Below are 11,797 nucleotides of genomic sequence, written 5' to 3' on the forward strand. Positions count from 1 at the left end.
AACATATAAGGGTGGCACGCTCCCCCACGAGCGTCCCACCCTTTTCTTATGCCCTAAATCTGGACGTTAGCGCTTTAGTATGCAGCGGTGATGTTGTCGTATCCGTTGATCTTCAGCGCGTCCATGACCCGCTGCACGGCCGCCTCATCCTTGTCCGGGTTGTAGGTCTCCGGGAAGGTCAGGTGGGCGGAGTGCTCATCCTTGAACTCGATGTTCATGAACTCGTGGCCGACCTCCTGCGTAGCAAGTGTCAGCTCGCGTTGCACGGCCAGCTTGCCGGTTTGCAGGTTGCCGCCATTGAAGCCAGGATCAACCTCGTCGGCACCTTCCCCCTCACCGTTGATGACATCTTCCTTGTCACCGGTGATACGGCCCTTTTCAGCGTGCGCACCCGGCTGTTGGTCTTGAGCATTCTGATCGCCAGCCTCGGCCGGTGCGGTCTGGGCGGTTTCCGCAGAATCCGGCTGGGACAGCTGGTCCTGCGCATCGACTGGGCCGGTGGAACCGGCAAACGGCATGACAGCAGCAATTGCGGTAGCGAGCAGAGAAGAAATAGACGACATAAGAGTCTCCTTAACGTTAGATGATCTTCAACTAAGGACGACTGTAACATTCATGAATATAAATCTCTATATCCGCAACCTTATTTATTAATAACGGTTTCCTGTCAACCATTTCCAACGCTAATTGCCGGCATAGGTCATCCCGCCAGACTTCATGCCAGCGCCCGCATAATCCACTCCCTGCCAAAACTGTAAAATCCCCCTGCCCCGCTTGCGCGGAGAGGGGGATGAAATCTACCTAGAGGAGATTACTTGGTGTTGGCGGAACCGCCAGCAGCCTCGATCTTCTCAACAGCAGACTTGGAGAACTTGTCAGCGGTGACGTTCAACTTAACGTTGATGTCGCCGTTGCCCAGAACCTTGACCGGCTTATTAGCGCGGACCAGGCCAGCAGCTGCGATGTCAGCGACGGTGATGTCGCCGCCATCTGCGAACTTCTCAGCCAGGTCAGCAACGTTAACTACCTGGTACTCAACATGGTTCGGGTTCTTGAAGCCCTTCAGCTTAGGCAGACGCATGTGGATCGGCATCTGGCCACCCTCGAAAGCAGCGGAAACCTGCTTACGAGCACCGGTACCCTTGGTACCGCGACCAGCGGTCTTACCCTTGGATGCCTCACCGCGGCCGACGCGGGTCTTAGGCTTATTTGCTCCTGCGGTTGGGCGCAGGTCGTGCAGCTTGATGATATCAGCCATGGTTTACTCCCCTGCCACTTCTTCGACGGTGACCAGGTGGCGAACCTTGTGAACCATACCGCGAACGATCGGGGTGTCCTGCTTAACTACGGACTGACCGATGCGCTTGAGACCAAGAGCCTCAATGTTCTTGCGGTGGTTCGGCTTGGTGCCCACCAGGCCCTTTACCTGTGTAATCTTCAGAGCCATTGCTTATGCCTCCTGACCTGCGCGCTTGCGCAGCATACGGGCCGGGGTGACCTCTTCGATGGACTTGCCACGACGTGCGGCAACCTCTTCAGGGCGGACCAGCTGCTTGAGGCCGTCCACGGTAGCGCGGACGACGTTGAGTGCATTGTCGGAGCCCAGGGACTTCGACAGGATGTCCTGCACGCCAGCGCATTCGAGCACTGGACGAGCAGCACCACCAGCGATAACACCGGTACCAGGTGCGGCAGGCTTCATCATGACGATGCCAGCTGCGTCGCGACCCTCAACCGGGTGGGTGATGGTGCCGGCAATCATCGGAACGCGGAAGAAGTTCTTGCGAGCCTCTTCAGCACCCTTCTGGATTGCGGCCGGGACTTCCTTGGCCTTGCCGTAGCCAACGCCAACCTGACCCTGGCCGTCACCTACGACGACGAGGGCGGTGAAGGACATATTGCGGCCACCCTTAACGGTCTTGGAGACGCGGTTGATGGTCACAACGCGCTCGATGTACTTATCGCGCTCGTTGTCCTGGTGGTTACGACGATCGTTGCGGCGGCCGTTGCCACCGCGGTTGTTCTTGTTGTTCTCGGCGGAGCGTCCGCCGTCACGCTGTTCACGGTCCGACATTAGGCGTTCCTTCCGTTGATGTTTCCGTTGACGATGATCATTAGAACTTCAGACCACCTTCACGTGCGGCGTCAGCCAGCGCAGCGACGCGGCCGTGGTACTTGTAGCCTGCGCGGTCAAATACGACGTGCTCGATGCCAGCGGCCTTAGCGCGCTCGGCAACCAACTCGCCTACCTTGGCAGCCTTGGCCTTCTTATCGCCCTCGAGTGCACGAACGTCCGCCTCCATGGAGGATGCGGAGACCAGGGTGTGGCCTGCCAGGTCATCGATGACCTGCACGTGCATGTGACGGGAGGAGCGGTGAAGAACCAGACGCGGCGCCTCAGGGGTGCCACGCAGAGTCTTACGGATACGGAAGTGACGGCGTGCGCGTGCTTCGCGACGACGAGAGGAAATGTCCTTGCCGACTGGAGTGCGCTTGGTGTTTTCAGTGTTTGCCATTGCTTACTTACCCGTCTTTCCGACCTTGCGACGGATCTGCTCGCCCTCGTAGCGAATACCCTTGCCCTTGTAAGGATCGTCCTTACGCAGACGACGGATATTAGCGGCGATCTGTCCGACTAGTTGCTTGTCAATACCGGTAATGGACAGCTTGGTTGCGCCGTCCACTGCGAAGGTAATTCCCTCCGGAGCCTCGATGAGGATCGGGTGGGAGTAGCCCAGGCTGAATTCCAGGTCCTTACCCTTCTGCTGAACACGGTAGCCAACACCGAAGATTTCCATCTTGATGGTGTAGCCCTCGGTCACGCCAACTACGGCGTTGTTCAGCAGGGAGCGGGACAGACCGTGCAGGGCACGGTGCTTGCGGTGGTCATCAGGGCGGGAGACGGACAGGACGCCGTCTTCCAGGTTGATGGCGATAGGCTCTGGAATGTTAACGCTCTGGGTGCCCTTAGGGCCCTTCACCTCAACGTCTTGGCCGTTGATCTTGATTTCGACGCCGTTCGGTACGGCGATTGGTGCTAGACCGACTCGAGACATGTGTCAAACCTCCCTTTACCAGACGTAGGCGAGAACTTCTCCGCCTACGCCCTTCTCCTCAGCCTGACGGTCAGTCAGCACGCCGTGGGACGTGGAAATGATAGCCACGCCCAGGCCGCCCAAGACCTGTGGCAGTTCGGTGGACTTTGCGTACACACGCAGACCCGGCTTAGACACGCGACGCAGGCCAGACAGGGAGCGCTCGCGGTTGTTGTACTTCAGCTCGAGGGACAGGGTGTGGCCCTCGACGGTGTAGTCAGCGATGTAGCCTTCCTGCTTCAAGATGTCGGCAATGTTTGCCTTCAGCTTGGAGGTAGGCATCGACACGGTGTCATGGTGCGCATTACTTGCGTTGCGCACGCGCGACAGCATGTCGGCAATAGGATCAGTCATAGTCATATGAGTGACCGTGTACCTTTCTCGTTGCGGTTCCCGTGCTCACCAAAGCGTTCTCCGTGTGATTTCGGGCTACTCACGCTCCCTACGGTCAATACCGTAAGGCGCTCGCCACCCTTTGATTCAGACAACGGTCCGCTATCTACGGCGAGGGGCCTACAACAAAGTTGATGTTCAGTTCTTGCATCGGCTCGGCGCTTTCTGCAGCTCAGCGCGCCAAAATTCGCAATGATTGAGGCACGCCGAAACCTCGGCGCAAGCACGAGGTACCATACTACGCCATAACCTGCGGTTTTCCAAATAGTCTGGCACCTTCATTAGAGTCGAGACCAGCACGAACGTAAATAAGGAGATGGTGATGAGCCAAACACACGAGGACCCCATCCAATCCGCACACGAGTGGCTCAAAGAAGCCGCCCGTCACCTCGGCCTTGATCCGCAGGAGGCAACCGCACTCACCCGCGAGATCCTGGACCTCACCAAAGACGTCGCGCATAATCGCTCCCGCCCCGCGGCCCCACTTACTGCCTTCCTCGTGGGCCTAGCCTCCAGCGACGTAGAGGAAGCCCGCGGCAATATCACTGCCCTGAAGCAGGTGTTGCAGTAATGGCCGGCCGCAAGAACTCCACCTTTGCCGTCACCAAGGTCCGCCTGGGAGATGGCCTGCAGGTCGATACCCGCGCAGATACGGTCGCCGGCGAGGAGCCCTTGGAAATCCGCGTAGGCGGTCAGACCATTACCACCACCATGCGCACTCCCGGCCATGACGTGGAGTTGGCGCACGGTTTCTTACATTCGGAGGGCCACATTGCCTCGCTTGGCGACGTCGCCGAGGCCCGCTACTGCGCCGGCGCCACCGTCGATGGCATGAATACCTACAATTTGCTCGACGTCGAATTAACAAAAAAGAATGTGCTCGACCTCAGCGATCTGCGCTTGACCACCACCACTTCCGCCTGCGGCGTATGTGGCACCTCTTCTATCGAGGCCTTGACCAAACAGACCCGCTACCGGATTCCCCGAGTGCCGGTGGATCCCCATGTCGTCGCCAAGCTGCCAGACAAGCTCCGGGCTGAACAGAAGCAATTTAAAAAGACCGGCGGCATCCATGCCGCCGGCGCCTTCACCCTAGACGGTGAACCGGTAGTCATCCGCGAGGATATTGGCCGTCACAATGCCGCCGATAAAGTCATTGGCCACTTACTACTAGAGAACCGACTTCCCGCGGACGACCTCATTCTGGTCATGAGTTCGCGCGCCAGCTTTGAGCTCGTCCAAAAAGCCGCCATGGCCGGATTCGGAATGCTCGTTGCTGTCAGCGCCGCCTCCTCCCTAGCGGTAGAGACGGCCCGCGAAACCGGCATGGCACTCGTGGGCTTCGCCCGCGGTGACCGTTTTAACCTTTATTCCGGGGAGCTCGCTTAATCGCGGTAAGCCTCCGGGCCGCGATTGAGCCACGCGTAGACGCCGCCAACCAAAAGGCCGCCGCCAATAAAGTTGCCGATCCAGACCAGGATCCAATTGAGAGCCACGTTGCCGGCGGTCAGAGTTGCCGGCACCGGGTCGGAGGCGAATAGCGTGATGCTAAATAGGCAGAAGTTCGCGATAACGTGCTCCAGGCCTAACGCCACGAAAGCGCCAATGATCGGAATGATGACAAAGAACTTCGAAGCCGCATCCTTAGCGAAGATGGCACCGACGATGCCCATGTTGACCACAAAGTTCGCGGCAATGGCCTCTACCAGCATTCCTTGCGGGGACTTGATGAGCTTGCCTTCAGAAACCGTTACCAGAAGGTGCGAGGGATCAAGGTCTGCAAATTTAGCGGACATCGCCATGATAGCGGCAAAGATGATCGCGCCTACCAGGTTGAAAATGGTGGTGATGAGCAGCAGGTACAGGGCCTTGCCCCACGCCACGTGCTTATTGCTAGCGGCATAGACCATGTACATCATGTTGCCGGTAGCCAGATCGGCGCCCAAGAGCAGAATGGCGAACAGGCCTACGCCGAAAAATAGGGCAAAAGCCACGGAGCCCATTCCCGGCGCAACGCCGTTGACGGCCTGGCCTACCACACCGGCAAAGGCGGTACCGATACACAGGTACACACCCGCCAAGGTCGCGCGAACTGCAAAGCGGGCGAAGGATTCATCTAATAAGGTGACCTTCTTGACGGCCGCCGCCTTGGCGGCATCATTGAGAGACATTTCTACCTCATTAATCAAAGAGTATTAAATCCTTCTAATCTTATCCTGACCACCTGATTCCGCGTCAATTCCGGGTATGCATAACACTGCGTTGTAAGCTAGAACTTTCCTATTACCCGTATTTCTCTTCGGAGGTCGCATGGATTCCCACTACCGGCCGCGGAGGGAGCCGAATCGGCTTCCCGCTAACGGGCGCCGCAGCGTTCCATCGCGATCCGACCGCACAGATGCTGATCGCCAATGGCGCCAGACCGAAACGCGCACCCGCCAACAACAGCGCCGCCGCCCACCGCGGCGCATTGAGGACACCTCACTTCCCCGACACCGCCGCAAACCCACGCTGTGGGAGCGGATCAAAAAGATATGGAAGTCCTCCGGCATCCTTCGCGTGGTTATCGGCATCGTTGCCACGGTGTTACTCGCCAGCACGATTAACCGGGTGGTCAACCCACCAGAGGGTCTAGAGACCAATGAAGTCACTGCAGAAGAGGCACCTGCCATCGACCCTTCACCTGCAGTCGAGCTCTTCATCCCAGCTATTGAGGTTCATGCCGATTTTCAAGACGGCTCCTGCCGCGTAGTCAACGGTGCCATCAATCCGGACTCCATGAATAAGGCCTGCACCTATACTGCCGAAGACCGCCCTTATTCTCTGCCGGGCACGACGTCCCAGGACATCGTGGTCATTGCCGGCCATACCGGTGCGGGCGTGCCAGGCGTTTTCAATAACCTCTACGATGGTTCCGCGAATGAGCACAAGGTTCATCTGGGGGACAAGCTCTACGTGCGCACACAGAACTCCGGCCAGAACTGGCTCATCTATACGGCTACCGACTTACACGACCCAGATAAACAGGGGCTTTCTGACGACGCCTCTATTTGGGGCGAAGGCCCCATGCCCGGCCGCCTTCTCACCATCAGTTGCATTCAACCTGCGAATCCGCTGGAGCCAGCGGTGCGCAACGCGGTCGTCGGCTGGCAGTATGAGGGCACCACGCACACCAACGCCGAAAGCGCCTAAGCCGCACCCGCACAAGCCGGCGCCTGCACACCTTTGAAGTCAAGCTGCTCGGTAAAACTAGAAAATCCCAACGCCCCTTCCGGGGAGTTGGGATTTCTTAGCGCTCTATTTACTTGAACGGGAAGCCGAGCTCGCGCAGGAGCTTGCGGCCCTCGTCGTCGTTAGTAGCGGTGGTAACGACGGTGATGTCCATACCACGAGGGCGGTCGATCTTGTCGATGTCAATCTCGTAGAACATGGACTGCTCGGACAGGCCGAAGGTGTAGTTACCGTGGCCGTCGAACTGCTGATCAGACAGACCGCGGAAGTCACGAATACGTGGCAGCGCGATGGTCAGCAGGCGGTCCAGGAACTCCCACATGCGGTCGCCGCGCAGGGTAACGCGTGCACCGATGGGCATGCCTTCACGGAGCTTGAAGTTCGCGATGGACTTCTTAGCGCGACGCAGCTGCGGCTTCTGACCGGTAATAGCGGTCAGATCCTCGAGTGCGCCGTTGATGACCTTGGAGTCACGTGCGGCTTCGCCAACACCCATGTTGACAACAACCTTGGTGACACCAGGGATCTGCATGACGTTGTCGTAGTTGAACTCGTCATTCAGGGTCTTGCGGATTTCCTCGCGGTAGCGAGTCTTCAGACGCGGAGTGTAGTTCTCGCTCATTTTTAGATGTCCTTCCCGTTGCTACGCGCGATACGGACCTTCTTGCCGTTCTCGTCGAAACGGTAGCCCACGCGGGTCGGGTTGCCTTCGGAGTCAACGATCGCAACGTTGGACACGTGGATCGGAGCTTCCTGGGTAACGATTCCGCCGGACTCGGCGCCACGCTCGGCAGCAGAGTTTGCGACGTGCTTCTTGATGCGGTTAACGCCCTCTACGAGGACCTTTTCACGCTTTGGGTATGCCTCGATGACCTTGCCCTTCGCGCCCTTATCTGGGCCCGAAATGACGATCACCATATCTCCCTTATGGATCTTCATAAGACTAGATCACCTCCGGTGCGAGAGAAACGATCTTCATGAAACGCTTGTCACGAAGTTCGCGAGCAACCGGTCCGAAGATACGGGTACCACGAGGCTCGCTATCGCCCTTGAGAACAACTGCAGCGTTCTCGTCAAAGCGAATGTAGGAGCCGTCTGGACGACGGGTTTCCTTCTTCGCACGGACGATAACTGCCTTTACAATGTCGCCTTCCTTGACGTTGCCACCTGGGACAGCGTCCTTGACAGTCGCGACGATGACGTCGCCGATGCCAGCGGAGCGTCGGAAAGAGCCGCCGAGAACGCGGATGCACAGCAGTTCACGTGCACCAGAGTTGTCGGCGACGCGCAGACGCGATTCTTGCTGAATCACTATGGGTCTCCTGACCTGGATTGATGTGCGGTAAGATTTCCGTCCTTGCCGCACGCGGTCTACAAACTTGCGATGCTCAAGCTTTTACAACGGACTGTGCCGAAGGGTCTCGGACCGGCGGTTCGGAAACGCACCGCTACGGGCCGACCAGCTTTTGCAACCTACACATTCAACCACACGCGCGCACCATTACCAAAACACTGTCTTTTGCTTGCCGACACCCCCTCTAACGCCTAAATATTCCCTGCATTACCCCCGGATACCCCCATAAAGCCTTGTTTCGAATAGGTCAATTCTCCTCGCCCGTCGTATTTAATCGCTCTATCTGGGACTTTAGTTCGCACGTTCAAGCCTTGCGGTGCAAATATCCAGGCACGCATGTTCTAAATTTTCACAACTCTCACACATGCAACACATGAAAAGTCCAGTTAATTTAAGTTTTTGGGGTGACAATTGGGAACGGTGTGACTATTGTGGTTTGCGTCAAGAAAGACATCTGCTTTTTGGCGCGTACCTATATTTCCCGAAGGAGAAACACATGAAGCGTTTGCCACAGACCCTGACCGCTGCTGTTCTGACCGGCGCGCTCGCCTTTGGCGGCGCAGCTGTTGCTCAGGCTCAGATGCCACTACCAGCTTCCATCGAAACCGATGGCATTACCTACGACAAGCAGCCCGACGGCAGCTACGCACCACGCGACCGCTTTGAGAACCCAGCCGGCGAGGACACCGCGCCTACCCTCACTGAAGATCAGGCTCGCGCTATCTGGGAGCGTCAGCAGTCCGAGGATAGTGAAGACACTGATTCTGAGACCCCTGGAACCGAGACCGATACTGAAGGCGCAGTCGACGCCGAGGGTACTGACTCCGAGGGTACTGACTCCGAGGGCTCCGAAGAAGAGGGCATCCCTGCCCCAGCCACCAAGAAGGACGCAGAGGGCAACGAGTGGTACCAGAGCCTGAAGGATCCGGCTATCTACGTTAACGACCCAGCTCTGGTAAACGAAGAGATCACCGACGAGATGCGTGACGCTTACGCAAAGGCGTTCCCGTCTGAGGATCCGAAGCCAGGCTTCGACAAGAAGAAGCTGGCTTGGTTGGCACTGCCAGCTGCATTGATCATCGGTGGCATCACCTGGTACCTGTCCCAGGATGGCAAGACCTACGTCAAGGACGAAGCACGCAAGAATCAGCAGCCGACCGCTGAGGAGAAGGCTGCTTCCGAGCAGATGCTGAACGCTAACAAGGACGAAGTTATCGCCCAGGGCGGTCAGCTCGCTGAGGGCGACAATGCTCAGGCTGACGCCCCTTCCGCTCCATCTGCCCCAGCTGCTGGCGAGTCCGCAGACTCCGCACGTGGTATGTCCGCTGAGACGGGCTCCAACTCCGTTGCACAGGCTCTGGCTGCACTGGCTGTAGCTGCGATGGTTGCTGCTGGCGCATTCGCCGCACGCCGCAAGTTCTTCGCTTAAGCAAGAGCCTTCCTACCAAGTAGGAAACTGAATTGAGACTGGCTGTGCCGGTCGGACTTCGGTCCGGCCGGCACAGCTTTTTGTATGCCTGACTAAAACTGCGGTTACGCATAGTCAAGGGCGCATCCGATTTAAGGCTGACCTGATCAGGCTTAATTGAGGTAGAAAAGGCCGATCTGAGGAGTAGTTTTCCTCAGATCAGCCTGATCACTATGGACCTAATGTGATGCGCCCGAGAGCCCGCCGTTGATTTTTAAAGGATGCGCATTAAGACGCGGAGTCGGAAGCCGGCGAGGCTGTCTGTACCGGTACTACGGCGGGCTTGGGGTCCACGGTGAAGATATCGGTGCCGGAGCCAATGAGCTCGGCGGGGCGGAAGGCCTCGGTAGGAATAACGGGGCCGGTCTTCTTGGAGTTGGAGACCACCACCGGGGTGGTTACCGGAAGGCCGGCGGCCTTGATGGCGTCGATATCGAATTCGGCAAGAACATCGCCCCGCTTGACCTCATCGCCCTTGTTTACGTGGGAGGTGAAGTGCTCGCCTTTGAGGTTTACCGTATCGAAACCGATATGCATGAGGATATCGATATTGCCCACTGCTGGGTCCTTGGTGCGGATGGCGTAGGCGTGGTGGGAGGGGAAGGTGACGGTGACTTTGCCGTCGGCAGGCGCAACCAGTTTCCCCACGGTGGGCTCAATCGCCACGCCTTGGCCCAACTTGCCACCGGCAAACATGGGGTCACTGACCTGAGAAAGAGGAACGGCGGTGCCCTCCAGTGGGGAGAAGATGGTGAAGGCATCGTCGGCAGCTACCGCAGCGGGGGTGGCAGCGGCGGCCTGGGCTTCGGCTGCCGGAGGGTTGACCTCATCCGGGTCGATGGAGCCATTCTTGCGGATGAGCACGCGGCCGTAGAGGTACGCGCTCACAAAGGCGACCACGAAGGAAATAACGCCGCACAACAGGAAGGTAGGGACAAAGCGGGGGACAGAGACGAAGCCGATGAAGCCGGCGGCACCGAGAGCATCGGCAAGCACGCCAAAGATGGCGATGAAGGCAGAAGAAACGGCGGAAGCGGCCATGCCGATATAGAACGGCCAGCGCAGGCGTAGGTTAACGCCGAAGATTGCGGGCTCAGTAATACCAAAGAGTGCGGAGACACCCGAAGCGCCGGCCAAACCCTTGAGCTTTTCGGAGCGAGCCAGGAAGTACACGGCGAGTGCGACGCCGCCTTGGGCAATATTGGCCATAGAGGCAATCGGGAAGATAAAGGAGCCACCCTCGTTCCACAGCATCGTCTCAATCGGCGGGAAGGATTGGTGCAGGCCGGTAATCACGATCGGCGAGTAAACGAGGCCGAAGAGGAAGCCGGCGACTGGACCGGCAAAGTCATAGAGGTTGGCCAAGCCCATGCCGAGCCATTCACCGGCCGTGCGCAGGATGGGGCCTAGGCCCATAAAGGTAAGGAAGCCGGTAATGAGCAGCGTGAGCAGCGGGGTGAGCATGAAATCAACCGTGCCCTTTAGGTGCTTGTGCAGGAATTTCTCCAGGGTGGCGAGGATCCACGAAATCACCAAAATGGGCAGGATGGAGCCCTGGTAGCCAGCCTGCGCGACGTCGAATCCGAAGATATTCCAGTAGGACATTTCGCCGTTGTCGATGGCCTCGGCAACGTTGTAGCCGCTGACCAAATCGGGCATGACCATCGCCATGGCCATGCCGGCGCCGAGGAATTCATTGCCGCCAAAGCGCTTCGTCGCGGTAAAGCCGACGAGGATGGGCAGGAAGGCAAAGGGCGCAGAAGCAAGCAGATTAACCAGACCGGCGAAGCCTTCCCAGACGGGGAACATCTCGATGACGGATTGGTCGCCGAATAGCCCTTCGGCCGTCAAGACGTTGTTGAGTGCCATGAGCAGACCGCCACCAAGCAAGATGGGGATGAGCGGCACGAAGATATCCGCCAGCACCTTGACCGCACGGCTAAACCAATTGCCGGATTCGGCAGCGATGTCTTTCAGACGGTCAGTGGATACGGCCACGTCCTTGGAAATGAGGCTGGTCATTTCCCGGAAGACGATATTGACGTCGCCGGGGCCGACGATGACCTGGAACATGCCGCCGGCCTCAAAGGTGCCCTTGAGGTCGGGGTCATTATCCAGCGCGGCGGTATCCACCTTGTCCGAGTCTTGCAGCACCATGCGCAGGCGCGTAGCGCAGTGCGCGAGTGCGATGATGTTGTCTTCGCCGCCCAGTGCCTTTAGCGTGCGGGCGGCTACTTCCTTGTGGTCCATAGAAGA

At 58.2% G+C, this 11,797-nt stretch carries 16 protein-coding genes; 4 read left to right on the forward strand and 12 right to left on the reverse strand.

Features of this window, described 5'->3' with window-relative positions:
* Positions 1 to 74: 74 nt before the first annotated feature.
* The 7 genes from LG376_RS01425 to rpsH form a co-directional block, all read right to left on the reverse strand.
* On the reverse strand, positions 75 to 563 hold the full coding sequence (locus LG376_RS01425; RefSeq protein WP_225745965.1) for a hypothetical protein: 489 nt from the start codon (positions 561 to 563) through the stop codon (positions 75 to 77).
* Positions 564 to 811: 248 nt separating this feature from the next.
* Complete coding sequence (rplO, locus tag LG376_RS01430) at positions 812 to 1,258, reverse strand: 50S ribosomal protein L15 (RefSeq protein WP_005322777.1); 447 nt, start codon at positions 1,256 to 1,258, stop codon at positions 812 to 814.
* A 3-nt stretch (positions 1,259 to 1,261) separates the two neighbouring features.
* On the reverse strand, positions 1,262 to 1,447 hold the full coding sequence (gene rpmD / locus LG376_RS01435) for a 50S ribosomal protein L30 (protein WP_023020587.1): 186 nt from the start codon (positions 1,445 to 1,447) through the stop codon (positions 1,262 to 1,264).
* Positions 1,448 to 1,450: 3 nt separating this feature from the next.
* Entirely contained in the window at positions 1,451 to 2,074 is a 624-nt protein-coding gene (rpsE, locus tag LG376_RS01440) for a 30S ribosomal protein S5 (protein ID WP_023020586.1), read from the reverse strand.
* A 40-nt stretch (positions 2,075 to 2,114) separates the two neighbouring features.
* Positions 2,115 to 2,516, reverse strand: a complete 402-nt coding sequence (gene rplR, locus LG376_RS01445; protein ID WP_005322788.1) for a 50S ribosomal protein L18 — start codon at positions 2,514 to 2,516, stop codon at positions 2,115 to 2,117.
* Between the two features lie 3 nt (positions 2,517 to 2,519).
* Positions 2,520 to 3,056: a 50S ribosomal protein L6 gene (rplF, locus tag LG376_RS01450; RefSeq protein ID WP_049378880.1), complete on the reverse strand. Its 537-nt coding sequence runs from the start codon at positions 3,054 to 3,056 to the stop codon at positions 2,520 to 2,522.
* A gap of 15 nt (positions 3,057 to 3,071) precedes the next feature.
* A complete protein-coding gene (gene rpsH, locus LG376_RS01455; protein WP_005322799.1) occupies positions 3,072 to 3,455 on the reverse strand; it encodes a 30S ribosomal protein S8 in 384 nt (127 codons plus the stop codon).
* Positions 3,456 to 3,810: 355 nt separating this feature from the next.
* Between rpsH and LG376_RS01460 the strand changes: the two genes are divergently transcribed.
* Both LG376_RS01460 and fdhD read left to right on the forward strand, forming a co-directional pair.
* A complete protein-coding gene (locus tag LG376_RS01460; protein WP_049378879.1) occupies positions 3,811 to 4,059 on the forward strand; it encodes a DUF6457 domain-containing protein in 249 nt (82 codons plus the stop codon).
* On the forward strand, positions 4,059 to 4,877 hold the full coding sequence (fdhD, locus tag LG376_RS01465) for a formate dehydrogenase accessory sulfurtransferase FdhD (protein WP_225745966.1): 819 nt from the start codon (positions 4,059 to 4,061) through the stop codon (positions 4,875 to 4,877). Before LG376_RS01460 ends, fdhD begins: the two co-directional genes overlap by 1 nt.
* Here fdhD and LG376_RS01470 read toward each other — a convergent pair.
* Positions 4,874 to 5,659 (reverse strand): formate/nitrite transporter family protein, encoded by a 786-nt coding sequence (locus tag LG376_RS01470; RefSeq protein ID WP_225745967.1) that lies wholly within the window; start codon positions 5,657 to 5,659, stop codon positions 4,874 to 4,876. The genes fdhD and LG376_RS01470 overlap by 4 nt on opposite strands.
* A 139-nt stretch (positions 5,660 to 5,798) precedes the next feature.
* Here LG376_RS01470 and LG376_RS01475 point away from each other — a divergent pair, with 139 nt between their 5' ends.
* A complete protein-coding gene (locus LG376_RS01475; protein WP_225745968.1) occupies positions 5,799 to 6,680 on the forward strand; it encodes a hypothetical protein in 882 nt (293 codons plus the stop codon).
* A gap of 109 nt (positions 6,681 to 6,789) precedes the next feature.
* On the opposite strand, the gene rplE is transcribed toward LG376_RS01475, so the two are convergent.
* The 3 genes from rplE to rplN are packed head-to-tail and all read right to left on the reverse strand — an operon-like array spanning position 6,790 to position 8,031.
* A complete protein-coding gene (rplE, locus tag LG376_RS01480; protein ID WP_049358620.1) occupies positions 6,790 to 7,341 on the reverse strand; it encodes a 50S ribosomal protein L5 in 552 nt (183 codons plus the stop codon).
* Positions 7,342 to 7,343: 2 nt separating this feature from the next.
* Positions 7,344 to 7,658 carry a 50S ribosomal protein L24 gene (gene rplX / locus LG376_RS01485; protein ID WP_049378876.1) on the reverse strand — a complete coding sequence of 105 codons (315 nt, stop codon included), beginning with the start codon at positions 7,656 to 7,658 and terminating at the stop codon, positions 7,344 to 7,346.
* 4 nt (positions 7,659 to 7,662) lie between these two features.
* Entirely contained in the window at positions 7,663 to 8,031 is a 369-nt protein-coding gene (gene rplN / locus LG376_RS01490) for a 50S ribosomal protein L14 (RefSeq protein WP_225745969.1), read from the reverse strand.
* Between the two features lie 538 nt (positions 8,032 to 8,569).
* On the opposite strand from rplN, the gene LG376_RS01495 reads away from it, so the two are divergent.
* Positions 8,570 to 9,502, forward strand: a complete 933-nt coding sequence (locus LG376_RS01495; protein ID WP_225745970.1) for a hypothetical protein — start codon at positions 8,570 to 8,572, stop codon at positions 9,500 to 9,502.
* Positions 9,503 to 9,769: 267 nt separating this feature from the next.
* Here LG376_RS01495 and LG376_RS01500 read toward each other — a convergent pair whose 3' ends face one another.
* Complete coding sequence (locus LG376_RS01500) at positions 9,770 to 11,791, reverse strand: sucrose-specific PTS transporter subunit IIBC (RefSeq protein WP_225745971.1); 2,022 nt, start codon at positions 11,789 to 11,791, stop codon at positions 9,770 to 9,772.
* Between the last annotated feature and the right edge of the window lie 6 nt (positions 11,792 to 11,797).

Source organism: Corynebacterium sp. Marseille-P4611, from assembly GCF_916618765.1.
GTDB classification, from domain to species: Bacteria; Actinomycetota; Actinomycetes; order Mycobacteriales; family Mycobacteriaceae; genus Corynebacterium; species Corynebacterium marquesiae.

What these genes read in the sequence shown, in the direction of transcription:
- LG376_RS01425 (WP_225745965.1), bottom strand. Translation starts at nt 563, where the DNA reads ATGTCGTCTATTTCTTCTCTGCTCGCTACCGCAATTGCTGCTGTCATG.
- rplO (WP_005322777.1), bottom strand. Translation starts at nt 1,258, where the DNA reads ATGGCTGATATCATCAAGCTGCACGACCTGCGCCCAACCGCAGGAGCA.
- rpmD (WP_023020587.1), bottom strand. Translation starts at nt 1,447, where the DNA reads ATGGCTCTGAAGATTACACAGGTAAAGGGCCTGGTGGGCACCAAGCCG.
- rpsE (WP_023020586.1), bottom strand. Translation starts at nt 2,074, where the DNA reads ATGTCGGACCGTGAACAGCGTGACGGCGGACGCTCCGCCGAGAACAAC.
- rplR (WP_005322788.1), bottom strand. Translation starts at nt 2,516, where the DNA reads ATGGCAAACACTGAAAACACCAAGCGCACTCCAGTCGGCAAGGACATT.
- rplF (WP_049378880.1), bottom strand. Translation starts at nt 3,056, where the DNA reads ATGTCTCGAGTCGGTCTAGCACCAATCGCCGTACCGAACGGCGTCGAA.
- rpsH (WP_005322799.1), bottom strand. Translation starts at nt 3,455, where the DNA reads ATGACTATGACTGATCCTATTGCCGACATGCTGTCGCGCGTGCGCAAC.
- LG376_RS01460 (WP_049378879.1), top strand. Translation starts at nt 3,811, where the DNA reads ATGAGCCAAACACACGAGGACCCCATCCAATCCGCACACGAGTGGCTC.
- fdhD (WP_225745966.1), top strand. Translation starts at nt 4,059, where the DNA reads ATGGCCGGCCGCAAGAACTCCACCTTTGCCGTCACCAAGGTCCGCCTG.
- LG376_RS01470 (WP_225745967.1), bottom strand. Translation starts at nt 5,659, where the DNA reads ATGTCTCTCAATGATGCCGCCAAGGCGGCGGCCGTCAAGAAGGTCACC.
- LG376_RS01475 (WP_225745968.1), top strand. Translation starts at nt 5,799, where the DNA reads ATGGATTCCCACTACCGGCCGCGGAGGGAGCCGAATCGGCTTCCCGCT.
- rplE (WP_049358620.1), bottom strand. Translation starts at nt 7,341, where the DNA reads ATGAGCGAGAACTACACTCCGCGTCTGAAGACTCGCTACCGCGAGGAA.
- rplX (WP_049378876.1), bottom strand. Translation starts at nt 7,658, where the DNA reads ATGAAGATCCATAAGGGAGATATGGTGATCGTCATTTCGGGCCCAGAT.
- LG376_RS01495 (WP_225745970.1), top strand. Translation starts at nt 8,570, where the DNA reads ATGAAGCGTTTGCCACAGACCCTGACCGCTGCTGTTCTGACCGGCGCG.
- LG376_RS01500 (WP_225745971.1), bottom strand. Translation starts at nt 11,791, where the DNA reads ATGGACCACAAGGAAGTAGCCGCCCGCACGCTAAAGGCACTGGGCGGC.